This is a genomic window from Bacillus sp. FSL L8-0199 (assembly GCF_038005705.1).
Taxonomy (GTDB): Bacteria; Bacillota; Bacilli; order Bacillales; family Bacillaceae_G; genus Bacillus_A; species Bacillus_A cereus.
The window spans coordinates 3,952,531-3,976,559 of record NZ_JBBOTS010000001.1; the positions used below are offsets into that span (position 1 = coordinate 3,952,531).

Below are 24,029 nucleotides of genomic sequence, written 5' to 3' on the forward strand. Positions count from 1 at the left end.
TATTCTTCATTATAGCCACTCTGCATTATACACTATTTATTCATTTTAATGGAATTGTCTTCCTCTATTCATTAGTTGAGGCTAACTATTAAACATACTCACCTTAAAAACATTTTTTTCTATACATCTATAATTATTGGTGATATAATGCTTTTGTTTTATAGAAAATAAAGTGAAGCTACCATCTCAAAAACGATTTTTTGAATGGCAGAAAAACAAGCCTTATTCTAAAAAAGACTAAACTTTTTTAGAGCAGGATTATATAAAACAAATTACACTAAATATTATGAAGAAGAAGGGGTGTATAGATTGTCCCAATACGAAACACCATTGTTTACCGCTTTAGTTGAGCACAGTAAGCGAAATCCAATTCAATTCCATATTCCTGGTCATAAAAAAGGACAGGGCATGGATCCTACATTTCGCGAATTTATTGGGCATAATGCATTAGCAATTGATTTAATTAATATTGCGCCACTCGATGATTTACATCATCCCAAAGGTATGATTAAAGAAGCACAGGATTTAGCAGCCGCTGCATTCGGTGCAGATCATACTTTCTTTTCTATTCAAGGTACAAGTGGTGCTATTATGACAATGGTGATGAGCGTTTGCGGTCCTGGTGACAAAATCCTAGTACCACGAAACGTGCATAAGTCAGTAATGTCAGCTATTATTTTCTCAGGCGCAAAACCGATTTTCATGCATCCTGAAATCGATCCGAAGCTCGGTATTTCTCATGGAATCACAATTCGATCTGTCAAAAAAGCACTTGAAGAGCACTCAGATGCAAAGGGCTTACTTGTTATTAACCCAACGTACTTTGGGTTTGCTGCAGACTTAGAACAGATTGTACAATTAGCACATTCTTATGACATCCCTGTACTAGTCGACGAGGCTCATGGTGTTCATATTCATTTTCACGATGAATTACCCATGTCAGCGATGCAAGCTGGTGCAGATATGGCAGCAACAAGTGTTCACAAATTAGGAGGCTCTTTAACTCAAAGTTCTATTCTTAATGTGAAAGAAGGCTTAGTGAATGTAAAGCATGTCCAATCTATTATTAGCATGCTTACGACTACATCAACTTCTTACATCTTGTTAGCATCCCTTGATGTTGCGAGAAAACGTCTTGCTACAGAAGGAACAGCACTCATAGAACAAACAATACAATTAGCTGAACATGTTCGTGATGCTATAAATTCTATTGAGCATCTTTACTGTCCTGGAAAAGAAATGTTAGGTACAGATGCTACCTTTAACTATGATCCTACAAAGATAATTGTATCTGTAAAAGATTTAGGTATTACCGGCCACCAAGCTGAAGTATGGCTTAGAGAGCAATATAACATTGAAGTAGAACTCTCAGATCTATACAACATACTATGTCTTATCACTTTGGGAGATACAGAAAGTGATACAAATACACTTATTGCAGCTTTACACGATTTAGCAGCAACATTTAGAAATAGGGCAGATAAAGGTGTTCAAGTACAAGTAGAGATTCCAGAAATTCCAGTGCTAGCACTTTCTCCTCGAGATGCTTTTTATTCGGAAACAGAAGTCATTCCATTTGAAAATGCAGCGGGTCGTATTATAGCTGATTTTGTTATGGTTTATCCGCCAGGGATTCCAATCTTTACTCCGGGGGAAATTATTACACAAGAAAACTTAGAGTATATTCGTAAAAACTTAGAAGCAGGTTTACCTGTACAAGGTCCTGAAGATATGACATTACAAACATTACGTGTTATTAAAGAGTACAAGCCTATCAGTTGATAGGCTTTTTTTTTCACCTTTTTTCCTTTTCTTCATACGATACTTAAGAATGTAACGTATAGGTGGGGATACTATTATGATTGTAATAGGCCGTTCTATTGTACATCCTTATATTACAAATGAATATGAGCCATTTGCAGCAGAGAAACAACAAATTTTATCAATAATGGCAGGAAATCAAGAAGTTTATTCCTTCCGAACAGCTGATGAACTCAGCTTTGATCTCAATTTACGAGTTAATATTATTATCTCTGCACTAGAGCTTTTTCAAAGTGGATTTCAGTTTCGTACATTTCAACAATCCTTTTGCAACCCCCAGTATTGGAAAAGAACGTCTCTTGGAGGATTCGAGCTTCTTCCAAACATACCACCTTCTATTGCCATACAGGATATTTTCAAAAACGGAAAACTATATGGAACTGAATGCGCAACCGCTATGATCATTATTTTTTATAAAGCTTTACTATCATTGTATGAGGAAGAAACTTTCAATCGTCTATTTGCAAACCTTTTACTTTATACATGGGACTACGATCAAGATCTAAGGCTCATAACAAAAAACGGTGGCGATCTTGTTCCAGGTGACCTCGTTTACTTTAAAAACCCACAAGTGAATCCAGCTACGATTGAGTGGCAAGGAGAAAACACAATCTATTTAGGAAATTTCTTTTTTTACGGACATGGCGTGGGTGTAAAAACAAAAGAAGAAATTATTTATTCATTAAATGAACGAAGAGTCCCTTACGCTTTTATTTCAGCTTTCTTGACTGATACTATTACCCGTATCGATAGCCGTATAATGAGCCAATACGCTTCTTCTAGTACACCACAGACATCCATAAGTTTTATTCCAATTAGAGATGATGCAATCGTTGCAACAGTTGGTCATACAACTACAATTTATTAAAAAAGCGCCTACACATGTAGGCGCTTTTTCTTATTATTAAGCTTTTGTATGTTCTTTATGGTCACATTCGCAATGAGATCCACATTTCCCGTATAGTACTGTTGATTTTTCATCTTCAAAATGTCCAATTGTTCCTTCACATACTTGGCATACGATTGTTCCCATTTTCATTTCCCCCTGAGTTTTAATAGTAATCTATTTATTTATCATTAAGCTTTCGCATTATCTTTTCTAGCACAGTCACAATTTGTTCCACATTTTCCGTAAAGTACCATCGTTTTCTCATCTTCAAAATGTCCGATTGTTCCTTCACATACTTGGCATACGATTGTTCCCATTTTTCATTTCCCCCTAAGTTTATGGTCCTAAAAACTTTTAGCTGTCCATTTCCTATCAATTATTGGGCTTTTGTATGCTCTGTGTGATCACATCCGCAAGATCCACATTTCCCGTAAAGTACCGTTACTTTCTCATCTTCGAAGTGTGCAATTGTACCTTCACAATCTTGACATACGATTGTTCCCATTTTTCATTTCCCCCTAAGTTTATAATCCCAAAAACTTTTTGTAACCGCTTAACTTTCTGTCTTCATTTTAATATGTTATACTTTTTACGTCAATAGGTTTTCAGTATAACACATTAAATATTTTTAATTTAAATTAGTATGCGATATTCAAATAAAAAACAGCCATATTTATAAGTACGACTGTTTCAAAATAATTATTCTTCATATTCCGCATGTAAAGAAGTTGACGGAACTAGAAATTTGAAAAACTGAGCTAACTCCTTTGCTTCCTCTTCTGATCCTAATTTAAAAATCTCCTGTATATATTGAATATTCTCTACATCATCTCGTCCGAGTAAAGTAGACCTTCCTGTTTGCATACAAACAATGAGCGGCTTTCCAAAAAACATATTTGTATAAATAACACCAAAATCATAACGTGTATCATGTGTCATAAACCCTAAAAATCGTACCTTCACACTTTCATGCTCATCATACAATTTTTCAAACATTGGTTTCCACCTTTCTACATCACGTTTCATTAATAGTATATTAAACAAAACATGTCATACTCCTTTTAATTGTCAAAAAATTCAGTAGGATGTAGAATGATAGTATTCTACTAAGTTAGGGGGAACTTATATGCAACACGCCTTTATTACGCTTGTACCGAAATCCAACCAACAATCAGTTTCAATAGATGATATAAAACAACTTTTTCATTATTATAAAACAGTTACTTCTAAAACTGGTGCCCAAATTAATTACACGTATACAAATACCGCTTTTCCTTATGAAATTTTAGATACATCTACAACAACATTAAAACTTCAATCCACTCACGACCGGTATGACTCAATTTATATTGGTGTTGGTATAGAAAATGAACAATCTTTCATCCAAGTTTCTTTACCACCTAATGCAACATTTGGTGACAAAGGGAAAGCAAATGAATTTTGCCGTTTTTTAGCGAAGAAATTAGAAGGAGAGTTACAATTATTTAATGGAAGAACAATGTATTTTTATAAACGCTAATTTAAAAAATAGATAATATGATTAAAAATAATATACAATTCGAACATGTAAGAAATAAAGCTTGCTTTCTTACGTGCAATACAAAATATGCTATTACATAGGCTAAATATAGAAATACGAAAAAAAGAATAACTTTATAATGAAACTTATCACCATTCGATAATGTTAATACAGTGGAAAAGCCACTCCATAGTAGTAAATGATAAAATATAACATGTAATATTTTCATGGAACCTTCTCCTTTGACATGCTCTATTTTATTAATATATGGGGTTAAGTTTGAATCAATTACATATTATAGGATGATATATATTACCTTTGAAGTAAGTTAAGCCGGAATCATTTGTTAAAGTATTATATATTCATTCGACAAGTACGTTTAAAGACCTTGCAAGTCATTTGATGAAAATAAAAATAGCCCCTCTCTTACAATAAGAGAAGGGCTATTTACATTACTTAAATTATTTTACAATGTGAATTGGCATTCCAAGAGCAACTTCAGCTGCTTCCATTGTGATTTCACCTAATGTTGGGTGAGCATGGATTGTTTGAGCGATATCTTCAGCTGTCATTCCAGCTTCGATAGCTAAACCAATCTCAGAAATAATATCAGAAGCACCTGCACCTGCAACTTGAGCACCTACAAGAAGACCATCTTCTTTACGTGTTACAAGTTGTAGGAAACCGTCAGTGCTGTTTAATGATAATGCACGACCGTTAGCAGCGAATGGGAACTTAGATACAGTTACAGTCATTCCAGCTTCTTCAGCTTGTTTTTTAGTGTAACCAACAGATGCTAGTTCTGGATCAGTGAAGCATACTGCAGGAATTCCGATGTAATCGATAGCTGATGCATGGCCACTAATTGCTTCTACAGCTACTTTACCTTCGTAAGAAGCTTTGTGAGCTAATGGTGGTCCAGGAACGATATCACCGATTGCATAGATGTTTGGTACATTTGTACGACATTGCTCATCGATTTCGATGATGCCGCGGTCAGTCATTTTAACTCCAACTTGCTCAAGACCGATCTCTTGAGTGTTTGGACGACGACCTACAGTTACTAATACGTAATCTGCTTCTACAGTTTGGATTTCACCTTTAACTTCAAAGCTAACTTTTACGCCAGTTTCTGTTTCTTCAACGCCTTTAGCCATAGCTTTTGTATGGATATTTACGTTACCTTTTTTCTGTAGAGCACGTTTAACAACAGAGCTCATAGCTTTTTCGAAACCAGCTAAGATTTCGTCGCCAGCTTCTACTACAGTAACTTCTGTACCGAAGTTAGCATATGCAGTACCTAATTCCATACCGATGTAACCGCCGCCGATTACAACAAGTTTTTTAGGAATTTCAGGTAAGCTTAAAGCACCTGTAGAGTTGATAACACGTTTAGAGTATTTGAATCCTGGAATTTCGATTGGTGTAGAACCAGTTGCAAGAACAGCATTTTTAAACGTATAAGTTTGAGCTGCATCTTCAGTCATAACGCGTAATGTATTAGCATCTACGAAGTAAGCTTCACCGCGAATGATTTCAACTTTGTTACCTTTAAGAAGGCCTTCAACACCGCCAGTTAATTTCTTAACTACGCCGTTTTTCCATTCTTGAACTTTTGTAAAGTCAACTTTTACGTTTTCTGCAGTAATACCCATGTCATCAGAATGCATTGCATTCTCATAACGATGACCTGCATTGATTAACGCTTTTGAAGGAATACATCCAACGTTTAAGCATACGCCACCAAGGTTAGCTTTTTCAATGATTGCTACCTTTTGACCTAATTGTGCTGCACGAATTGCCGCAACGTATCCACCAGGACCTGCACCAACAACGACTGTATCTAATTCAATTGGGAAATCTCCTACTACCATTGTTATTACGCCTCCATTACTAATAATTGTGGGTCATTCAATAGACGTTTAATTTGGTTTAACGCTTTTTGAGCAGTTGCACCGTCAATTAAACGATGGTCAAAGCTTAGAGATAATGCTAATACTGGAGCTGCAACGATCTCACCGTTTTTCACAACTGGTTTTTCAGCGATACGGCCGATACCAAGGATTGCTACTTCTGGGTGGTTGATAACTGGAGTGAACCATTGTCCACCTGCAGAACCAATGTTTGTAATTGTGCAAGAAGCACCTTTCATTTCGGCTGGAGCTAGACGACCTTCACGTGCTTTACCAGCAAGATCATTGATCTCGTTAGAGATTGTGAAGATAGACTTACGATCTGTATCTTTAACAACTGGTACTAATAGACCTTTGTCTGTATCAGCTGCGATACCGATGTTGAAGTAATGTTTATGAACTACTTCTTGAGATGCATCGTCTAAAGAAGTGTTTAACATTGGGTATTCACGTAATGCAGATGTTAAAGCTTTAACAACGTACGGAAGGTAAGTTAATTTAATACCTTTGTCAGCTGCTACTGCTTTGAACTTCTTACGGTGAGCAACAAGTTCTGTTACATCTACTTCGTCCATTAATGTTACGTGAGGAGCTGTGTGTTTAGAGTTAACCATTGCTTTCGCAATCGCTTTACGGATACCACTCATTTTCTCACGAGTTTCTGGATATTCACCAGCTGGGATTGGTTGTGCTTTTGGTGCTTCTTCTTTCGCTGCTGCTGGAGTAGCTTCTACTGCTGCTGGAGCCTCAGTTGCTGCTACAGTTTGTCCACCATTTGCAAATGCATCGATGTCAGCTTTTACGATACGGCCATTCTTACCAGTACCAGCTACTTTATGAATGTCTACACCCTTTTCACGAGCGTATTTACGAACAGATGGCATAGCGATTACGCGCTCATTTACTACTTCTGCAGTTGCTGCTGGAGTAGCTTCCGCTGCTGGAGCTTCTACTGCTGCTTCTTCAGCTTTTGGAGCTTCATCATGATCGTCACCTTTAAATTTAAGGTTTTCGTATCCAGGAGCATCAAATTTAATTAATGTATCTCCTACGATTGCAACTGTTCCTTCTTCTACAAGTACTTCAAGTACTTTACCTTTAACAGGAGAAGGGATTTCTACTACTGCTTTATCATTTTGTACTTCAAGAAGTACATCGTCTTCGTTTACTTCATCGCCTGGTTTAATAAACCATTTTACGATTTCACCTTCGTGGATACCTTCACCGATATCTGGTAGTTTAAATTCAAATGCCACGGAATTCAGCCCCCTGATTCATTTCATTATTATGGAATATGTACAAAAGAAACCAGCATGTGCTGATTTCTTTTGCACATGAAAAGCTAAAAATTAGAAGTTCATTACTTTGTTTACAGCTTCAACAATATCTTTGTGGTTTGGTAACCATACGCTCTCTGCTTGAGAGAATGGGAATACTGTATCAGCAGCTGCAACACGTACAACTGGAGCTTCTAAGTTTAAGATTGCACGGTCGTTAATTTCCGCTACAACGTTAGCTGCAATACCAGCTTGTTTTTGAGCTTCTTGAACTACAACTACGCGACCTGTTTTTTCAACAGAAGCGATGATTGTTTCGATATCTAATGGTTGAACTGTACGTAAGTCAACAACCTCTAAAGAGATACCTTCTTTTTCAAGTTCTTCAGCAGCTTTTAATGCAGCGTGAACCATAGCACCGTAAGCGATAACTGATACATCTGTACCTTCACGTTTGATATCAGCTTTACCTAAATCAATTGTGTAATCACCTTCTGGTACCTCTTGACGGAATGAACGGTACAATTTCATATGCTCTAAGTAGATAACTGGATCGTTGTCACGAATCGCAGAGATTAAAAGACCTTTAGCATCGTATGGAGTAGATGGAATAACAACTTTTAGACCAGGTTGTTGAGCCACTAATCCTTCTAAGCTATCAGCATGTAGTTCAGGAGTATGAACACCACCACCGAATGGAGAACGAACTGTTACTGGAGCAGTCCAACGTCCACCAGAACGGTAACGCATACGAGCTAATTGACCAGAAATTGAATCCATTACTTCATAAACGAAACCGAAGAATTGGATTTCTGGAACTGGACGGAATCCTTCAAGTGCAAGACCAACTGCAAGTCCACCAATACCAGACTCTGCAAGTGGAGTATCCATTACACGATCTTCACCAAATTCAGCTTGTAAACCTTCAGTAGCACGGAATACACCGCCGTTTACACCAACGTCTTCACCAAATACAAGTACGTTAGGGTCATTTTTCATTTCAACGCGTAAAGCATCAGTGATTGCTTGAATCATTGTCATTTGAGCCATGGCTTACTTCGACTCCTTTTCTTTGTAGATTTCATATTGTTCAGCTAAGTTGTAAGGCATTTTTTCGTACATGATTTCCATTAAATCAGTTACTTTTTGTTTTGGAGCTTGGTCAGCCTTAGCAATTGCTTGTTTGATATCTTCTTTTGCTTCTTCGATTACTGTCTCTTCAACTTCTTGAGACCATAGTCCTTTAGCTTCTAAGAACTTACGGAAGCGTACGATTGGGTCTTTTTGTTCCCATTCGTTTTCGATATCTTTTGTACGGTAACGAGTTGGGTCATCACCAGCCATTGTATGTGGACCGTAACGGAATGTTAAAGTCTCGATTAAAGTAGGGCCTTCGCCATTTACTGCGCGCTCACGAGCGAAAGCAGTTGCTGCGTATACAGCTAATGGATCCATACCGTCTACTTGAATTCCGTAAATACCTGCTGCTACTGCTTTTTGTGCTACAGTTTTAGCTGCAGATTGCTTTTCTACTGGAGTAGAGATTGCATAACGGTTGTTTTGAACAACGAAGATTGCTGGAGCTTTGAATGCACCTGCAAAGTTCATACCTTCGTAGAAGTCACCTTGTGAAGCACCACCGTCACCAGTGTAAGTAATTGCAACAGATTTTTTACCACGTAGTTTCATACCTAACGCAACACCAGCAGTTTGGATGATTTGCGCACCGATAATGATCTGTGGAGCTAATGCATTTACATTCTCAGGCATTTGGTTACCCATGAAGTGTCCACGAGAGAATAAGAATGCTTGGTATAATGGTAATCCGTGCCATACTAATTGTGGTACATCACGGTATCCTGGTAAGATGAAGTCTTCTGCTTCAAGTGCGAAATGACTTGCTAATTGAGAAGCTTCTTGTCCAGCTGTAGGTGCGTAGAAACCTAAACGTCCTTGACGGTTTAAAGAAATAGAACGTTGATCTAATACGCGAGTATACACCATACGACGCATTAATTCTTTTAATTGGTCATCAGATAATTCAGGCATAGCTGCTTCATTCACAACTTCACCGTTTTCATTTAAAATTTGTAATGTTTCAAATTGAGCTGCGATAGCTTTCATTTGCTCATCAACATTAAATAGGGTCTTTTTTGTTTTAGTACCCATTCCGTTCACCTCTTCCTCTCTTGAACCATATTCTGAAACGCTTTCACTGGCTATTTTCCAGTTTAAAAAGCGCAACGATGTAAACCAACATGTTTGTATGTCGGTTGAGAATAATTTTGTGTACCTAACAATCTGTACTAATGTTTTTTCAGAAACATATTAATACAATCTTGATCACGTTTTTTAGTTTACAACTATTCTAATTACGATGTCAATTACTTTGAATACGTTTTTTTATAAATAATATGCAGGTTTCTACTACACAAACGTGTTTTTATTTTTTACATCTGTATTAGTAAGCATTGACCTACTGTTATATTATTCCCTTTTTCACTTATTTTTTCTCTTAGAATAATATGTAAACGATTTAATTCTCTTTAGTTTTTCTCTCTTCGTAACAAAAATATACAAACTACTCTTCCTTTTTTAGGTAAATACCTATACATTTCTCCCCTCTCTTCCATACATTATAGTAACCGCAGTATTAGCGGGAAATAATAAAGGAGGTCATCTCATGTACGGATACTCATATTGCTATCCAACTTGTTCATATCCTTCCTACGGTTATGGCGGTTCTTGTGGCGGGTCTGGACGCGGCTTCGCCTTAATCGTTGTGTTGTTTATTCTTTTAATTATCGTTGGTGCTGCTTGCATTCGCTAATGTAAAACGAAACAACTATGGAAAGAAAAAGACGGCTTTGCCGTCTTTTTCTGTTTATCACATACATAACCTACTCTATAATAGAACGATTTCCAAAATGCCTTCCCTTTCTTGCCGATGACTTTTTCCATCTCCTTTGGTAGACTAAAGAGGAAAGGAGAGATTACATATGCTTACAATGAAAGATGTTATTCGCGAAGGAGATCCTATTTTGCGCAACGTTGCAGAAGAGGTGTCATTACCGGCAAGCGAAGAAGATACAACTACCTTAAAAGAAATGATTGAATTCGTAATAAATAGCCAAGATCCTGAAATGGCTGAAAAATATAGTTTACGCCCTGGAATCGGATTAGCGGCTCCGCAAATCGGTGTTTCAAAAAAAATGATTGCAGTTCATGTAACCGATGCGGATGGTACATTATATAGCCATGCATTATTCAATCCAAAAATCATTAGCCATTCTGTTGAACGTACATATTTACAGGGTGGTGAAGGCTGTCTATCTGTAGACCGCGAAGTACCTGGTTATGTTCCTCGTTATACAAGAATTACAGTAAAAGCAACTTCTATTAACGGAGAAGAAGTAAAATTACGTTTAAAAGGTTTACCAGCAATCGTATTCCAGCACGAGATTGACCATTTAAATGGCGTTATGTTCTATGACCATATCAATAAAGAAAATCCTTTTGCCGCTCCTGATGATTCCAAACCTCTAGAGCGATAATAATAAAGAGGCGGAAGTTAATCTTCCGCCTCTTTATTATGAAATGGGTTCCATATTCACTTATAACAATCCAGCCCACTTTAGTCCATGATATATACCGTCTTCATTAACATCCTTTGTCACATGATTTGCAAGTTTTTTCAAGTCTTCATGGCCATTTCCCATCACAATACCTGTGCCAACGGCTTCGATCATTTCTAAATCATTTAAGCCATCTCCAAATGCATACACTTGGTCACGATTAAAACCTAACTTTTCAATGTATTTCTCAATTCCTTTTGCCTTAGAACCACCATTCGGAATGATATCCATTGAATATGCATGCCAACGAATAAAATGAAAATCTGGATAATGATTAATAAACTTTTCCTCTTCATTTACTTCACAAAAAAGTAGTGTTTGATAAATATTACGTTCCTCATAAAAATTAGGCTCATATGTTGGATGCTCAAAGTTTAAGCTTCCAAAGCCTTCTTTCACATAATCATGATATTCCACTGATGCTCTCATATCTTGATGGTCAAGATATACAAGTGGATATCCTTCTTGTTTTGCAAACTGAGTAAACCTATGTAAAGCATCTGGATTTAACGGATTATTAAATATTACCTCATCTTCAAAGACAACATATTGCCCATTAAAACTAACATAATTATGTATATCAAGTTCCTTACGAATATCTTCGAACATAAATGGCGCGCGGCCTGTCGCAATTGCTACATGTACACCTTTTTCTTGTAACTGTTTTACTGCATCTCGTGTAGATTGCGGAATTTTTTTATCATGATCTAATAATGTTCCATCAATATCAAAAAAGACAATTTTATCATTCATTTGTCAAAATCCTTTCTGGCACTCTATATTCCTATTTTGAATATCACTTTTCAAATTCTAAAAAAAAGTATAACATATTAAACATCTGTGAAGAAAGCGTTCCCTTTCTGACCTTATTTATAAACTTTGCATATATATATTAGTAAAACATGTGGATACTTGTTCGGATGAATTTTCTTTTCCATTCTTCCTCATACTATACCTATAACTAACGGCTACTAATCGTTACTATAGAATAACTTTCACTGTATGGGAAAGGACAAGATTCACCCTTCACTTTTGTCCTATCTCTTATATCAGAGATAGAGTTTTCACTAGTAATAGGCATGTTTAAAATAAGGAAAGGAAGGAGTAATCATGCTGAAGAAGCTGAAGAAAAAGCTCAAGCGTTATTTAAACGGTCTAGTCCGTAAAAAGACAATCGCTTAAATTGTGCCCATTTCGGGCTTTTTCTTCATTCTCATTCGAAAAAACATGAAAATCGTGACTGTTTGCTTTATAATAAGTAACAGATAATGCAAAACATAGACAAGGAGAGGTTTTCCAAATGATTTTTAAAGTATTTTATCAAGAAAAATTAACTGAGGTTCCAGTACGTGAAAATACAAAAGTTTTATATTTAGAGGCTACGTCTGAAAAGGATGTTCGTACAAAATTAAATAAGTTCGCATATAATATCGAGTTTGTTCAGTCTGTTACTGGCGCTCATCTTGAATATGAAAAAGAAAACGCTGATTTAACATTAGCGGAAATCGTATAGCGATATGAAATTTCTAAAAAACGACCAAGTTGCTGTATTTGCTCTCGGTGGGCTTGGTGAAATCGGTAAAAATACATACGCTGTTCAATTTCAAGATGAAATTATTATAATTGATGCTGGAATTAAGTTTCCAGAGGACGAACTTCTCGGAATCGATTATGTAATACCAGACTACACTTATTTTGTGCGAAACGAAGATAAAATTAAAGGGTTATTCATTACACATGGTCACGAAGATCATATCGGCGGAATCCCTTACCTATTACGTCAAGTGAACATTCCGATTTACGGCGGAAAATTAGCAATTGCACTCATCAAAAACAAATTAGAAGAACACGGCTTACTTCGTAAAGCAAAACTTTACGAGATTCAAGAAGATGACGTTATTAAATTCAAAAAAACGTCTGTATCCTTCTTCCGTACAACTCACAGTATTCCAGATTCGTACGGCGTTGTTGTGAAAACACCTCAAGGTCAAGTTGTTCATACAGGTGACTTCAAATTTGACTTCACACCAGTTGGTGAACCAGCTGATTTAACAAAAATGGCTGAAATCGGTAAAGATGGCGTACTATGTCTATTATCTGATAGTACGAACAGTGAAGTTCCAAACTTTACTATGTCTGAGCGTCGCGTTGGTGATAGCATTCAAGACATTTTCCGTAAAGTAGAAGGACGGATTATATTCGCAACCTTTGCATCAAATATCCACCGCTTACAACAAGTTGTTGAAGCTGCTGTTGAAAACAACCGTAAAGTAGCTGTGTTTGGTCGAAGTATGGAAGCAGCGATTGAAATCGGACAAAACCTTGGTTATATTCGTTGCCCGAAAGATACGTTCATAGATGCATCTCAACTAAACCGATTACCAGCTAATAAAGTTGTTATTTTATGTACAGGTAGTCAAGGTGAACCGATGGCAGCACTTTCACGTATTGCAAACGGTACACACCGCCAAATTCAAATTATTCCTGGAGATACAGTTGTTTTCTCTTCTTCACCAATTCCAGGAAATACAATTAGCGTAAGTCGTACAATTAACATGTTGTACCGCGCTGGCGCTGATGTAATTCACGGGAAACTTTCAAATATCCATACAAGTGGACACGGTGGACAAGAAGAACAAAAGTTAATGTTACGTCTAATTAAACCGAAGTACTTCATGCCAATTCATGGTGAATATCGTATGCAGCGTATGCACATGAACATAGCAAATGATTGTGGCATCCCTGAAGAAAATTGCTTCATTATGGATAATGGCGATGTTCTTGCTTTACGTTCGGATGAAGCTAGCATAGCTGGAAAAATCCCATCTGGTTCGGTCTACATTGATGGAAACGGTATTGGAGATATTGGCAATATCGTATTACGCGATCGTCGTATCCTTTCTGAAGAAGGACTTGTAATTGTAGTTGTAAGCATTGATATGAAAGAATTTAAAGTTGCAGCAGGACCTGATATCATCTCACGCGGTTTCGTTTACATGCGTGAAAGCAGCGATTTAATCAATGATGCACAAACATTAATTACAACTCATTTAGAAAAAGTAATGGAGCGTAAAACAACACAATGGTCTGAAATTAAAAATGAAATTACAGACACATTAGCCCCATTCCTATATGAAAAAACGAAACGTCGTCCAATGATTTTACCAATCATTATGGAAATATAAGAAAAAGGACAATGCCATGAAGGCATTGTCCTTTTCTCTTATCTTAAAAAGTGTTTAAATCGATCCACTTCATCGTCATGACCAATGACAATTAATATATCTCCTGCTTGAATATTCTCCGTAGCTCGAGGGGATACGATAACTTCTTTGCCTCGTTTAATTGCTACAATATTCAATCCAAACTTCGCACGAATATCTAATTCAATTAAAGAGTGCCCATCAATTTTTTTATTCGCAATAATCTCTACAATACTATGCTCATCTGAAAGCTCAAGGTAGTCTAGCACATTGCTTGATGCAATATTATTAGCAATCCTTTTTCCCATATCACGTTCTGGATGCACAATATGATCTGCACCTATTTTACTTAACACTTTTTCATGATAATCATTTTGAGCTTTTACAGTAATATTTTTTACACCCAACTCTTTCAAAATCAAAGTCGTTAAAATACTTGAATTTAAATTATCTCCAATAGCAACGACTACGTGATCAAAATTTCGAATACCAAGGCTTTTTAATACCATCTCATCTGTTGAATCTGCAATTACAGCATGCGAAGCTATATTTGCAAATTCATTAATTTTATCCTCATCTGAATCGATTGCCATTACTTCCATACCTAATTGAGCTAGTTCTCGGCAAATACTTCCACCAAAGCGACCAAGTCCAATGACAGCAAATTCTTTTTCTTTCTCACCCACAAGAATTCCTCCAATAACTTCAAGTACTATTTATTTTCAGTGTAACACACTTTATATGCGTCACAAAAACTGTAATTAGCTCTTATTTTTGTTTTTGTATATAAAAATATTGTTGCAAGTAAAAAGCGATACCAACAAGTAGCATAGCAAATACAAATATATTTCCAAAAGAACTAAATGTTTCAAAAACGAATAATAATGTTTCTTGACCAAAAAAGGCAAATAGAAGCTGTGTGAATGCAAATAACAACGCCCATATGTAATGATGTTGATGGAATAAATAATGCGTTGCACCTAAAAAAGCAATAAACGAAAAGATAAAGATCCACCAATTTTCTAAAAATAGTTGCCAATTAGAAAATTGATATCCATTTACTAATATCGCAATAAGCGCGATAACTGCCATCGTCGGCACACTCCAAAATAATGCCCGTCCTCTAAAGAAACGAGTACCTTTAACATCTCCTTTTTCATGTGCAATATATGTTAGTACTACTGTGCTTATATACAAAACAGAAAGAATTGTTAAAACGATAATAAGCCAAAAATGTAATTGATAATATTCATGCTCTATATTTGTCACGATTGCAGCTAACATGCACGGAATTAACATTCCCGTCCAACCATCTACTTTTCTTTCATTCCAAAAGACCGTATTACCAATCCTTATTCCTAACAACATAAAAATAATGATACCCAATACAAATAACGTAGTTTTATTCCCTACTAAACTCGTTGAGAAAGCAATTAATCCAATAAATAAAAAGAGCACAAACCCATTCATAATTTCTAGTACAGGTGATAAATATCTCTTCACCCATTTGTATGTTTCGTCATATTCATTATTATCTACTAGACGATAGGCATAAAAACTTATCCCAAAATAAACCGCCGCAATAATAACATACGCATATAAGACGAAACATAAAATCGCACTGCTAATTTGCACGTAATTCCCCACCCTTTTTTCTATGTTTCACATTGATTTTACACACTTTTCATACTAAAAGTAAATATATATAAGTTAGTCAAATAATTAATAATGAGCAGTGGCTAAACCCCCTGCTCATTATTAAAACAGTACAATTAACTTTAATTCTTCCATTTTTGTATGTAAATGTCTAAAATCAATCTATACGAGCGTTACTTACACCTCAGAACAAAAAGTTTTTTGGAACCTTCAAGAAAGCGGAAGTTTTATTTTCTATTCCCTTTCCACTTTACATATTGGCTTAAAAATGTAATTGCCTTTTCAATCACTTCTTCGTCTGGTTTTAATTTTGCATGATGTAAACCATATTCTGAATTTACTCCAAGCCAAAACATAAATCCAGGGATTTCTCGAAGCATATAACCAAAATCTTCACCTGTCATTGCCTCAGTACATGTAATAACATTCATATCAGTTTGTTTATGTACAAATTGCATAAACTCTCTCGTTAACTCTTCATGGTTATATACTTGATGATACATTGCTCCGTAATCTATAATCGACTCACACTGGAAAGAAGCTTCGATACCTGCAACAATTGCCTCAATTCTGCTTTTCACACGCTTCATTGATTCCACTGATAATGTTCGAATCGTTCCTTCTAAACGAGATTTTTCTGCAATAATATTTTGAACCGTACCACCTGTAATTTTCCCGATTGTAATTACTGCACTATCAAGAGGATTTACATTGCGACTAATAACGGATTGAAGCTGTGTAACAAGGTGACTCGCTGCAACAATCATGTCATTTGCAGTATGCGGATAGGCAGCATGGCCACCTTTCCCTTTTAAATCAATATATAATTCTGAAGTATTGGCAAATAACAGTCCTTCTTTCGTTGCAATTGTACCTACAGCGTATTCTGGTGCAATATGAAGACCAAGAATTATATTTGGTTTCCATTCTTTTAACTCTTCACTTTCTAACATAGGAAGAGCACCGCCTGGTCCTTCTTCTGCTGGCTGGAATAGAAATACAAGGTCATCATCTATTCTTTCGCTCACAACTTTCGTTAGAAGGCCTAAACCGATTGTTGTATGTACATCATGGCCACATGCATGCATCATCCCCTCATGAATAGAAGCAAACTCGTATCCAGTTTCCTCTGTAATTGGTAAACCGTCTATATCTGCACGATAACCTATTATTTTTTCGGGATTTTTTCCATTTACTTTAACGATTACACCCGTTTTCCATGTCTTCACTTCCACAAATTCATGAGAAAGTGTTCCTATATAATCTAAAATATACTGTTGTGTTTTCCATTCCTTAAATCCGATTTCTGGAATTCTATGTAGATCTCTACGAATTTGGACAAATTTGCTTACTGTCATTTTTGCACCTCTATCTATAAAAAGCGTAAGAGCCCTTTTACGCTCTTACGCTTTTTTTACTTTTTATTTCTCTGGGTTTAATTGACGAAGCTCTTGTTTAATTTCTGTTTTTGCTTTTGTCTTCTCATCAATTTCTTTAATTACACGTGCTGGAGTACCTGCAACAACTGTGTATGGAGGCACATCTTCTGTTACAACAGCTCCCGCTGCTACAACTGCACCTTTACCTACTGTAACACCCTCTAAAACAACTACGTTTGCACCGATTACTACATCATCTTCAACGATAACTGGTTTTGCAGAAGGTGGCTCAATAACACCTGCAAGTACAGCACCTGCACCTACGTGACAGTTTTTACCGACTGTTGCACGTCCACCAAGTACTGCATTCATGTCGATCATAGAACCTTCACCAATTACAGCACCAATGTTAATTGTTGCATTCATCATAATTACAGCGTTGTCACCAATTTCAACATGGTCACGAATAATAGCACCTGGCTCGATGCGAGCTTTAATACCTTTTAAATCAAGCATTGGGATTGCAGAATTACGACGATCGTTTTCTACAACGTAATCAACGATGTGCTTATTATTCTCATCAAGAATTGTCTTAATTTCAGACCATTCTCCGAATAATACACCTGATTTTTTATTCACAAATGCTTGTACTGTTTCAGGGAATGTTACTTCTTTTAAATCCCCTTTTATGTATACCTTTACAGGAGTTTTCTTTTCACTTTTTTGAATAAACGAAATAATTTCGTTAGCATCCATCATTTTCATTCTTGTTGCCTCCTAAATCCATTTATAATGTTACTCTACCAAACGAAAGAGCGAGTAGCAAGATAATAATCTTATTTTTCCCTTTGAATTTCTTCTATAATTTCTAAAAATGCTTGCACTTGCTTCAACTGCCTTGCCGAGTCACTTGTTAACAACCATGTTTCTCTCGTCAGTTGAACAGGTGTTTTATACATATTTTCCTGTACTTCCTTTAAAACAGTAGAAGGTAAAAGGGCATAACCTATACCATTTAAAACAAGTTGTTTACATGTTTCAATTTGGTCAACTACAATTGTTCGCTTAGGCGGATTAGAAAATAAACCATACCACCAATTTTGTATTTGTCCATAATAAGTAGAGTCACTTTTAAATTGAATGAACGGCCTATTTGTTTCTTTTAACATCGAAATATCTTTTATTTCTTTATCAACTAAATACAGTTCATCTTCAAATAATTGTTGTTTCTGACCTTTATATTCTTGTGTGCCCCTCAGTATAGCAACATGAACGTCTCCTTCATAAAACTGCTTTTGCACTTCACTACTCCATCCAGTAAACAGCGATATCTTTACAGAAGGATATTTATGCACAAACTTTTTCAAAACAGGAGGGAGCCAATATTGACCAATAACTGACGCAACAGCTATTTTTAACGTTCCATGAGTTTCCGTTCTAAAAACAGCTAGCTCACTTTTTATATCTTCTTCCCTTTGCAACATTTCTTTAGCATAATTTGCTACTTTTTCCCCTTCAGGTGTAATTGTCAATCCTTTTTGTGAGCGAATAAAAAACTTCATTCCCCATTGTTTCTCCATAGATTGTAATCGTTGACTCAGCGCAGGTTGGGAAACAAATAAACGTTCCGCCGCTTTTCTCATATTTGATTCCTGAGCTAACACAACCATCATTTGAAAATCATCAATTTGCAACTTTCTCCCTCTTTCCTTAGCTTCCATACACCTTATTTTAATAAGCTTTTCATTCTTAATTTAGCCGAATACTTTCATTCAGAAAATACAATTGTCCAGCGCAAACTTTCCTTATGTTTTATGTCTTTTTAAATATAATACATACACAAGTGATATGCACGAAAAAAAGTGACTTCTTCGTTTCTATGAAGTCACTTTTCTCACGTTATCGATTATATTGCCTTACTTTCTTATTCAACAATTTTAAAATAGCCCGACGTGTTAAAATCCCCTCAAAATAGCCTTCTTCATTAACAGCGCAAATAAAAGGATGATCAATTGTCATTTCTAAAGCTTTTGCAAATGAATCGTCTAATTTAAGAACAGGTATATCTTCCTTCATCACCTGCTCTACTTTCATATCATCGAGTCTTTCAAACTCAATACGCTCTAATCCTAACATACCATCTAATATCATGGCAGTACTAATCAAACCATGTAGTTTATACATTGGATCTAAAACAGGTATCGCCGAATATCCAGATTTCACAAGAACGAGTAAAGCATGTTCTAAACTATTTCCAATTTGGACATGAGCTACTTTTTCCGATGAAATCATTAAATCCTTCACAAGAATTTGTTGAAATTCGTCTTTCGGAATACTAATCATATTACATCCCCCATTTTCCTTTTTTCCTGCTTATGTTCACAACTCTATTCACATTTTATGACAGCGTTTTCATATTATTATTTTGTCCTAAATTTATTTCAATAAAAATACAATCACACAGCTATTTTAGCATACAGCACAAAAAAAAGACTACCATTCCGGTAGCGCTTAATACCCTTTATTTTTTAATCTGTAAAATAACCTTGTAATTTTTTTATATTGCATCACATCTGTCTGTTTCAAACCATTCTCAATATCTGTAAGTTCCACAGCTAAAATTTCACTTGCATAATTTTGCTGAAATAAAATATCTAGTAATAAACTTTCTTCTTCCTTTGTTAAAACAACTTCCCTTTGCATATACCCCTCTCCTTACACTCGCATCGTTACTCTTATTATATAAAAAATTCAACCTATTTAATAGATGTAATATTCAGTTTTTATTAAAAGATATGTAGCAATCGTACACATACAAAAAAATCATTTCGTATATCGATTTGCATAGCTAAACGCCGCATAAGCATCCGGCTTAATTTTTGCAGTTAATCCCATTGCTCGAATTTTTTCTGTCATATCTAAAATAAATTCTTTTGTTAAACCATCATTCCCAATGTCTAAATGAATTTCCATTATGAATCCAGCCCCATCTTGAGCATAAGGATGCAATAACTCCCATATTGTTTGTATATGAGTAGGCGTAAATAGACATGCGATTTCTTGACTAAACTGCGTTTCTAAATATATTTTCTCACGTAAGGTTGCCGGCTTATCTTTTACTGATCTATGGTGTAAACAGCCCCAGGCACCTTTTCCAACACGATGAATATGGATTGCTGTAATAAACCTCGTATCCTTTTGATGCGCTTGTGAGTCTGTCCCAATGGATAATCGATATAAATTTCGCGGATCCTTTTCAATGAAACTACAAATACGGTTAAAGACCATATCAAAATTTAAATGTCTCTCTGAAACATTGTAAAATTTATGTGCACCGTCCACAGAGTCACGTCCTTTCAATTAGACAGACTTTTCGTATTCTCATTGTATGGGACAAAAACTAAAATTATAACTTCCTATCCTTTATTCGTTTCAATATTTCGAATTACAAAGTGACAAACTTGGCACGTATAAATTACATTTTGATTAGATTGAGCCGTTAATACATGAATAATCTCAGCAGAACTTTGACAATTAGGACAAATCACAACTGGTAAACGTTCCATACGATAACCTCCTAGTTATATTTCTCCCGCTATTTGCAGAACCCAGCGATTGTGAGAAGTTTAGCTTCACATATTCACCCGGTTGACGGGACTCATTTTCCACATGGATAAGCAAACTTGCACGGATTAAAATTTCATTTTAATACCATTGTAGGAAAAATAAAAAACTTCTATACATTCCGCTAGAAAGTAATAGAACTAAAAAAGGTACTGCCACATGGCAGTACCTTTTTTATATGTATCAAGAAATGATATCGTAAATCTCAATTGCAACCATGTCGATATTATCGAATTGATACACTTGAGGTTTTTCACCTTGTTGATACACTTCTAACTCATACATTTCACTTTTATCGAAAAATTTCACGCTACATTTGCGCTCACCGTTCACTTCAAAATAGCGTTGTGCTACTTCACCGCTTTCAGCTTGTTCTTGTAGACTAACAAGTCGAGTTAAAATTCCTTGGAGTAGAGACATGAAATCTCTCCTTTCTCTAATTTTCCTACCAATAGGTTTTACAGCTATACTCATTCTATCCGTCATAACAGAAAAAATGTTCCACACTCTAGGATAAAGGTTATTGGCCAGAAACTCAACTAAAAATTTGTCGAAATGCGAAGGAAAAAACAGAAAGAACATATTTCCCCTTCTTTATTGCGGTTTTTATACTGGAAGAATATAATAAAAAACAGAAAAAAGGAGGAATAACAATGAAAAAAATTGAGGTTTATACACAACCCGATTGTCCGCCATGTGTTATTGTGAAAGAATTTTTGAAGCATAATAACGTTGCATATGAAGAATTTGACGTAAAAAAAGACGCTACTGCTCGCAATCGTCTTTTATACGACTATGATTCTTATTCAACTCCAACAGTCGTAATTGATGGCGAAGTAGTTGCAGGGTTTCAAATTGAAAAGTTACAACAACTACTCAATATAGAATAGGAATAGGTAAATACCTATTCCTATTCTTATCCCGCTATTTGTAGGTAGTAAAACTCCCACCCAAAATTTAGCTACAGCAAAGAAGTTAGATGGAAGAGTAATCCCTCTCACTGATTAAAAATTTCACTTTATAATTGTTGCAACCTTTTTATTTCAGTTAAAAGTTCCTGACTTTCATGATATCCTGCTAATTTCCATTTATCTTGATCCCTTTTCAATGTTACAATTTGATACTGTCCACTTTTTGTCCGCTCATATACATATAAATTTTTATGTTCTTCATCATACGACATTTTCGTTTCTGAATTAAAAGAAAACGGTGCTTCTTTTGCCGGAAGTAAATATTCACCACTTTGTTTATCACTTCTGCTATTTTCATCTGTAAATACTTGAAGGAAATTATCTGTAAAATACGGTGATAACGTCTCTATCATCTTATTCATCGGCAAATGCTTCCCACGAATTGAAAACTGTGTTTCATAGCCTTTTTGTATCGTTGTAAATACTTCTTTCCGATCGACTTCCACTTCTTCTTTTCCTAAAACAGTCGTAACACTATAACCAACTAGAAAGGCAACACATACAAATAGAACAAGCCATATTCCATATTTCCTCATTTTTTCACCTTCCTTTTAAAAGAACTTGTCTTTGTAGTATTCATTGTAACAATGATTATGCAAAGAAAGGACAGATTTCGTTCGTAAAATCTTTACAACGATAGACAGCATTTTCATCACCATTTTCACTATTACCAATTTATGATAAAAACAAACAAAAAATGCACGAATTCCTTCGTGCATTAAAATAAAACATCTTCTTCATATAAATATTCATAAGATAAATCTATAAATAAAAAGTTGTCATCATCAATCGGGAAAGAAAATGTTCGTACCATTTCTCCCGTTTCAATATCTGCATATAAATCTGAAAGCCTCGCCTTATTCTCAAAACGCATTTTCATGATATTCTCGAGAAAATACGGGCGCCAACTCCAGTTCTTCATATAATAATCCGGCATCACAATCCATTCTCCATCTTTTTTCATAACATTTCCTGATTGTTGGAAACCATCTTCATTACAAATAAATATACGAAAACTACACTGTGATACACTTTGACTAAATTGTAATAACCAATCATTTATATCTTCATTCTTTTTTTGTTTTGATAAAACATCGCCAATGCGATCGCGTAACATCTCTGTTAAATTATAAATTTTTTGTAACTTCTTCTTTTCATGCTGAATAAACTGATGACATTCATTACCCAGTCGCTCTTTCAAAACATTCGTTTCAATAAAATCAGGTAAACATTCTTTCAAATAATTACCTTGATAATATCTTCCACCGTTCTTCCAAGCATATTGCAGTTGATAAAAAGCATCTATTTCTTCATATAACAAAGTTGCACCAATTCTTCTAGCAAGTAATGATAAAGAATATAAAATATCTTGATAAGATTGTAAAAGTGCTGTTTGCCTTAAGTTCGTTAAATCTACTTTTAAAATATCAGGTGCTAACACGCTAATACGCTCTAAATTACTTGTGCCCGTTCCGACTTTATTAATCGAAATTTGAATACCATATGTACGATAATACATAAGCAAATGATTAAATTGCTCTATATCTTCTTTACATTCATGCTCTGTAATCTCTAAAACAATTTGTTTTAAATTTAAACCTTGTTCTTCATACCTCAATAAAAGTTGAAGCAAGCTTTCATCATTATCATTCATTAATACATTAGCATTCCGATGTATAAATAATAATAATTTTTGATCGCTTTCTAAATAACGATTTAAAGCTTTTTCTACTATAATATTATCCGCTTCCAGTTGAAATTCACTTGGAATCGAATCATCGTGAAAGAAAGAAGCTAAACTTTGTATGCCCTCTTCTGTTTGAATACGTCCTACTACTTCGTATCCAATTACAGTATGCTCATCAGCACTAAAAATAGCTTGATAATAAGGAAGGACTTTATCCAAGTTACTCATTACATCTAATGCATCTATCAACGTGCTTCCCTCCCTTTACTTTTCAAAAATTATAACATGATATTTACGGAAAAATAATAAAAAATCCCTTCAGTTTTCCTGAAGGGATTAGAGGGGTAAAATGCTAAGGGGAATTAGCAATTCTACTATGAAGAAAAAAGAGGTCTTAAATATAACGTATATATGACCTCTTGTAAACACTTTTCTTTCATATGTCACAATTCCGT

General features: G+C 35.4%; 30 protein-coding genes. 8 read left to right on the top strand and 22 right to left on the bottom strand.

Features of this window, described 5'->3' with window-relative positions; all coding sequences use genetic code 11:
• The first annotated feature begins 309 nt into the window (after nucleotides 1–309).
• Nucleotides 310–1,782 carry an arginine decarboxylase gene (speA, locus tag NST86_RS20125; protein ID WP_140159101.1) on the top strand — a complete coding sequence of 491 codons (1,473 nt, stop codon included), beginning with the start codon at nucleotides 310–312 and terminating at the stop codon, nucleotides 1,780–1,782.
• Between the two features lie 76 nt (nucleotides 1,783–1,858).
• On the top strand, nucleotides 1,859–2,689 hold the full coding sequence (locus NST86_RS20130) for a protein-glutamine gamma-glutamyltransferase (protein ID WP_000635337.1): 831 nt from the start codon (nucleotides 1,859–1,861) through the stop codon (nucleotides 2,687–2,689).
• A gap of 36 nt (nucleotides 2,690–2,725) precedes the next feature.
• Here the strand turns inward: NST86_RS20130 and NST86_RS20135 are convergent, their stop codons facing one another.
• The 4 genes from NST86_RS20135 to NST86_RS20150 form a co-directional block, all read right to left on the bottom strand.
• A complete protein-coding gene (locus tag NST86_RS20135; protein ID WP_000536796.1) occupies nucleotides 2,726–2,854 on the bottom strand; it encodes a GapA-binding peptide SR1P in 129 nt (42 codons plus the stop codon).
• Between the two features lie 44 nt (nucleotides 2,855–2,898).
• The gene (locus NST86_RS20140) at nucleotides 2,899–3,027 is read right to left on the bottom strand and encodes a GapA-binding peptide SR1P (protein ID WP_340934234.1); all 129 of its coding nucleotides are present in this window, start codon (nucleotides 3,025–3,027) and stop codon (nucleotides 2,899–2,901) included.
• A 59-nt stretch (nucleotides 3,028–3,086) separates the two neighbouring features.
• Nucleotides 3,087–3,215 carry a GapA-binding peptide SR1P gene (locus tag NST86_RS20145; protein ID WP_000536778.1) on the bottom strand — a complete coding sequence of 43 codons (129 nt, stop codon included), beginning with the start codon at nucleotides 3,213–3,215 and terminating at the stop codon, nucleotides 3,087–3,089.
• A gap of 194 nt (nucleotides 3,216–3,409) precedes the next feature.
• Complete coding sequence (locus NST86_RS20150; protein ID WP_033683945.1) at nucleotides 3,410–3,706, bottom strand: DUF3055 domain-containing protein; 297 nt, start codon at nucleotides 3,704–3,706, stop codon at nucleotides 3,410–3,412.
• A gap of 130 nt (nucleotides 3,707–3,836) precedes the next feature.
• Here NST86_RS20150 and NST86_RS20155 point away from each other — a divergent pair, with 130 nt between their 5' ends.
• Nucleotides 3,837–4,229 (top strand): DUF1885 family protein, encoded by a 393-nt coding sequence (locus tag NST86_RS20155; RefSeq protein WP_001163302.1) that lies wholly within the window; start codon nucleotides 3,837–3,839, stop codon nucleotides 4,227–4,229.
• Nucleotide 4,230: 1 nt separating this feature from the next.
• On the opposite strand, the gene NST86_RS20160 is transcribed toward NST86_RS20155, so the two are convergent.
• From NST86_RS20160 to pdhA, 5 genes are all read right to left on the bottom strand, one after another.
• Nucleotides 4,231–4,458, bottom strand: a complete 228-nt coding sequence (locus NST86_RS20160) for a hypothetical protein (protein ID WP_000697469.1) — start codon at nucleotides 4,456–4,458, stop codon at nucleotides 4,231–4,233.
• Between the two features lie 232 nt (nucleotides 4,459–4,690).
• On the bottom strand, nucleotides 4,691–6,103 hold the full coding sequence (gene lpdA / locus NST86_RS20165; RefSeq protein ID WP_000260104.1) for a dihydrolipoyl dehydrogenase: 1,413 nt from the start codon (nucleotides 6,101–6,103) through the stop codon (nucleotides 4,691–4,693).
• A gap of 5 nt (nucleotides 6,104–6,108) precedes the next feature.
• Nucleotides 6,109–7,398, bottom strand: coding sequence for a pyruvate dehydrogenase complex dihydrolipoyllysine-residue acetyltransferase (pdhC, locus tag NST86_RS20170; RefSeq protein ID WP_000863419.1), 1,290 nt, complete (start codon nucleotides 7,396–7,398; stop codon nucleotides 6,109–6,111).
• A 93-nt stretch (nucleotides 7,399–7,491) separates the two neighbouring features.
• Entirely contained in the window at nucleotides 7,492–8,469 is a 978-nt protein-coding gene (gene pdhB, locus NST86_RS20175) for a pyruvate dehydrogenase complex E1 component subunit beta (protein WP_000068168.1), read from the bottom strand.
• A 3-nt stretch (nucleotides 8,470–8,472) separates the two neighbouring features.
• The gene (gene pdhA / locus NST86_RS20180) at nucleotides 8,473–9,588 is read right to left on the bottom strand and encodes a pyruvate dehydrogenase E1 component subunit alpha (RefSeq protein WP_000536895.1); all 1,116 of its coding nucleotides are present in this window, start codon (nucleotides 9,586–9,588) and stop codon (nucleotides 8,473–8,475) included.
• A gap of 514 nt (nucleotides 9,589–10,102) precedes the next feature.
• Here pdhA and NST86_RS20185 point away from each other — a divergent pair.
• Nucleotides 10,103–10,249 carry a YjcZ family sporulation protein gene (locus tag NST86_RS20185; RefSeq protein WP_000274562.1) on the top strand — a complete coding sequence of 49 codons (147 nt, stop codon included), beginning with the start codon at nucleotides 10,103–10,105 and terminating at the stop codon, nucleotides 10,247–10,249.
• A gap of 169 nt (nucleotides 10,250–10,418) precedes the next feature.
• Nucleotides 10,419–10,973 (top strand): peptide deformylase, encoded by a 555-nt coding sequence (gene def / locus NST86_RS20190; protein WP_000957048.1) that lies wholly within the window; start codon nucleotides 10,419–10,421, stop codon nucleotides 10,971–10,973.
• A 60-nt stretch (nucleotides 10,974–11,033) separates the two neighbouring features.
• Here def and NST86_RS20195 read toward each other — a convergent pair whose 3' ends face one another.
• A complete protein-coding gene (locus NST86_RS20195; protein ID WP_000998272.1) occupies nucleotides 11,034–11,807 on the bottom strand; it encodes a Cof-type HAD-IIB family hydrolase in 774 nt (257 codons plus the stop codon).
• A gap of 547 nt (nucleotides 11,808–12,354) precedes the next feature.
• On the opposite strand from NST86_RS20195, the gene NST86_RS20200 reads away from it, so the two are divergent.
• Entirely contained in the window at nucleotides 12,355–12,567 is a 213-nt protein-coding gene (locus NST86_RS20200) for a DNA-dependent RNA polymerase subunit epsilon (protein WP_000576435.1), read from the top strand.
• A gap of 4 nt (nucleotides 12,568–12,571) precedes the next feature.
• A complete protein-coding gene (gene rnjA / locus NST86_RS20205) occupies nucleotides 12,572–14,239 on the top strand; it encodes a ribonuclease J1 (RefSeq protein ID WP_227593082.1) in 1,668 nt (555 codons plus the stop codon).
• A 38-nt stretch (nucleotides 14,240–14,277) separates the two neighbouring features.
• Here rnjA and NST86_RS20210 read toward each other — a convergent pair whose 3' ends face one another.
• From NST86_RS20210 to NST86_RS20255, 10 genes are all read right to left on the bottom strand, one after another.
• Nucleotides 14,278–14,943 carry a potassium channel family protein gene (locus NST86_RS20210; RefSeq protein WP_000504032.1) on the bottom strand — a complete coding sequence of 222 codons (666 nt, stop codon included), beginning with the start codon at nucleotides 14,941–14,943 and terminating at the stop codon, nucleotides 14,278–14,280.
• Nucleotides 14,944–15,025: 82 nt separating this feature from the next.
• Nucleotides 15,026–15,892 (bottom strand): cytochrome c oxidase assembly protein, encoded by an 867-nt coding sequence (locus NST86_RS20215; RefSeq protein WP_001167321.1) that lies wholly within the window; start codon nucleotides 15,890–15,892, stop codon nucleotides 15,026–15,028.
• Between the two features lie 248 nt (nucleotides 15,893–16,140).
• The gene (locus tag NST86_RS20220; protein WP_000218675.1) at nucleotides 16,141–17,271 is read right to left on the bottom strand and encodes an N-acetyldiaminopimelate deacetylase; all 1,131 of its coding nucleotides are present in this window, start codon (nucleotides 17,269–17,271) and stop codon (nucleotides 16,141–16,143) included.
• A 63-nt stretch (nucleotides 17,272–17,334) separates the two neighbouring features.
• Nucleotides 17,335–18,057, bottom strand: a complete 723-nt coding sequence (gene dapD, locus NST86_RS20225; protein WP_000783241.1) for a 2,3,4,5-tetrahydropyridine-2,6-dicarboxylate N-acetyltransferase — start codon at nucleotides 18,055–18,057, stop codon at nucleotides 17,335–17,337.
• Between the two features lie 71 nt (nucleotides 18,058–18,128).
• Entirely contained in the window at nucleotides 18,129–19,013 is an 885-nt protein-coding gene (locus NST86_RS20230; protein WP_001987174.1) for a LysR family transcriptional regulator, read from the bottom strand.
• A 178-nt stretch (nucleotides 19,014–19,191) separates the two neighbouring features.
• Nucleotides 19,192–19,635: a cyclic-di-AMP-binding protein CbpB gene (gene cbpB / locus NST86_RS20235; RefSeq protein WP_000623580.1), complete on the bottom strand. Its 444-nt coding sequence runs from the start codon at nucleotides 19,633–19,635 to the stop codon at nucleotides 19,192–19,194.
• Nucleotides 19,636–19,803: 168 nt separating this feature from the next.
• Nucleotides 19,804–19,995 (bottom strand): antirepressor AbbA, encoded by a 192-nt coding sequence (gene abbA, locus NST86_RS20240; protein ID WP_001188692.1) that lies wholly within the window; start codon nucleotides 19,993–19,995, stop codon nucleotides 19,804–19,806.
• Between the two features lie 120 nt (nucleotides 19,996–20,115).
• The gene (locus NST86_RS20245) at nucleotides 20,116–20,634 is read right to left on the bottom strand and encodes a ribonuclease H-like YkuK family protein (protein ID WP_000348489.1); all 519 of its coding nucleotides are present in this window, start codon (nucleotides 20,632–20,634) and stop codon (nucleotides 20,116–20,118) included.
• Between the two features lie 74 nt (nucleotides 20,635–20,708).
• Nucleotides 20,709–20,858: a hypothetical protein gene (locus NST86_RS20250; RefSeq protein WP_000440540.1), complete on the bottom strand. Its 150-nt coding sequence runs from the start codon at nucleotides 20,856–20,858 to the stop codon at nucleotides 20,709–20,711.
• A 241-nt stretch (nucleotides 20,859–21,099) separates the two neighbouring features.
• Nucleotides 21,100–21,336 carry a YkuJ family protein gene (locus tag NST86_RS20255; RefSeq protein ID WP_000055151.1) on the bottom strand — a complete coding sequence of 79 codons (237 nt, stop codon included), beginning with the start codon at nucleotides 21,334–21,336 and terminating at the stop codon, nucleotides 21,100–21,102.
• A gap of 233 nt (nucleotides 21,337–21,569) precedes the next feature.
• Here NST86_RS20255 and NST86_RS20260 point away from each other — a divergent pair, with 233 nt between their 5' ends.
• On the top strand, nucleotides 21,570–21,806 hold the full coding sequence (locus NST86_RS20260) for a glutaredoxin family protein (protein WP_016125834.1): 237 nt from the start codon (nucleotides 21,570–21,572) through the stop codon (nucleotides 21,804–21,806).
• Nucleotides 21,807–21,934: 128 nt separating this feature from the next.
• Here the strand turns inward: NST86_RS20260 and NST86_RS20265 are convergent, their stop codons facing one another.
• Together NST86_RS20265 and NST86_RS20270 are read right to left on the bottom strand one after the other, a co-directional pair.
• A complete protein-coding gene (locus NST86_RS20265; protein ID WP_001233804.1) occupies nucleotides 21,935–22,423 on the bottom strand; it encodes a DUF3993 domain-containing protein in 489 nt (162 codons plus the stop codon).
• Nucleotides 22,424–22,605: 182 nt separating this feature from the next.
• Nucleotides 22,606–23,823, bottom strand: a complete 1,218-nt coding sequence (locus tag NST86_RS20270) for an EAL domain-containing protein (RefSeq protein ID WP_000564310.1) — start codon at nucleotides 23,821–23,823, stop codon at nucleotides 22,606–22,608.
• Between the last annotated feature and the right edge of the window lie 206 nt (nucleotides 23,824–24,029).

Coding starts and splice junctions, on each gene's coding strand:
- NST86_RS20130 (WP_000635337.1), top strand. CDS start 1,859: ATGATTGTAATAGGCCGTTCTATTGTACATCCTTATATTACAAATGAA.
- NST86_RS20135 (WP_000536796.1), bottom strand. CDS start 2,854: ATGGGAACAATCGTATGCCAAGTATGTGAAGGAACAATTGGACATTTT.
- NST86_RS20140 (WP_340934234.1), bottom strand. CDS start 3,027: ATGGGAACAATCGTATGCCAAGTATGTGAAGGAACAATCGGACATTTT.
- NST86_RS20145 (WP_000536778.1), bottom strand. CDS start 3,215: ATGGGAACAATCGTATGTCAAGATTGTGAAGGTACAATTGCACACTTC.
- NST86_RS20150 (WP_033683945.1), bottom strand. CDS start 3,706: ATGTTTGAAAAATTGTATGATGAGCATGAAAGTGTGAAGGTACGATTT.
- NST86_RS20155 (WP_001163302.1), top strand. CDS start 3,837: ATGCAACACGCCTTTATTACGCTTGTACCGAAATCCAACCAACAATCA.
- NST86_RS20160 (WP_000697469.1), bottom strand. CDS start 4,458: ATGAAAATATTACATGTTATATTTTATCATTTACTACTATGGAGTGGC.
- lpdA (WP_000260104.1), bottom strand. CDS start 6,103: ATGGTAGTAGGAGATTTCCCAATTGAATTAGATACAGTCGTTGTTGGT.
- pdhB (WP_000068168.1), bottom strand. CDS start 8,469: ATGGCTCAAATGACAATGATTCAAGCAATCACTGATGCTTTACGCGTT.
- pdhA (WP_000536895.1), bottom strand. CDS start 9,588: ATGGGTACTAAAACAAAAAAGACCCTATTTAATGTTGATGAGCAAATG.
- NST86_RS20185 (WP_000274562.1), top strand. CDS start 10,103: ATGTACGGATACTCATATTGCTATCCAACTTGTTCATATCCTTCCTAC.
- def (WP_000957048.1), top strand. CDS start 10,419: ATGCTTACAATGAAAGATGTTATTCGCGAAGGAGATCCTATTTTGCGC.
- NST86_RS20195 (WP_000998272.1), bottom strand. CDS start 11,807: ATGAATGATAAAATTGTCTTTTTTGATATTGATGGAACATTATTAGAT.
- NST86_RS20200 (WP_000576435.1), top strand. CDS start 12,355: ATGATTTTTAAAGTATTTTATCAAGAAAAATTAACTGAGGTTCCAGTA.
- rnjA (WP_227593082.1), top strand. CDS start 12,572: ATGAAATTTCTAAAAAACGACCAAGTTGCTGTATTTGCTCTCGGTGGG.
- NST86_RS20220 (WP_000218675.1), bottom strand. CDS start 17,271: ATGACAGTAAGCAAATTTGTCCAAATTCGTAGAGATCTACATAGAATT.
- dapD (WP_000783241.1), bottom strand. CDS start 18,057: ATGAAAATGATGGATGCTAACGAAATTATTTCGTTTATTCAAAAAAGT.
- NST86_RS20230 (WP_001987174.1), bottom strand. CDS start 19,013: ATGGAAGCTAAGGAAAGAGGGAGAAAGTTGCAAATTGATGATTTTCAA.
- cbpB (WP_000623580.1), bottom strand. CDS start 19,635: ATGATTAGTATTCCGAAAGACGAATTTCAACAAATTCTTGTGAAGGAT.
- abbA (WP_001188692.1), bottom strand. CDS start 19,995: ATGCAAAGGGAAGTTGTTTTAACAAAGGAAGAAGAAAGTTTATTACTA.
- NST86_RS20250 (WP_000440540.1), bottom strand. CDS start 20,858: ATGGAACGTTTACCAGTTGTGATTTGTCCTAATTGTCAAAGTTCTGCT.
- NST86_RS20255 (WP_000055151.1), bottom strand. CDS start 21,336: ATGTCTCTACTCCAAGGAATTTTAACTCGACTTGTTAGTCTACAAGAA.
- NST86_RS20260 (WP_016125834.1), top strand. CDS start 21,570: ATGAAAAAAATTGAGGTTTATACACAACCCGATTGTCCGCCATGTGTT.
- NST86_RS20265 (WP_001233804.1), bottom strand. CDS start 22,423: ATGAGGAAATATGGAATATGGCTTGTTCTATTTGTATGTGTTGCCTTT.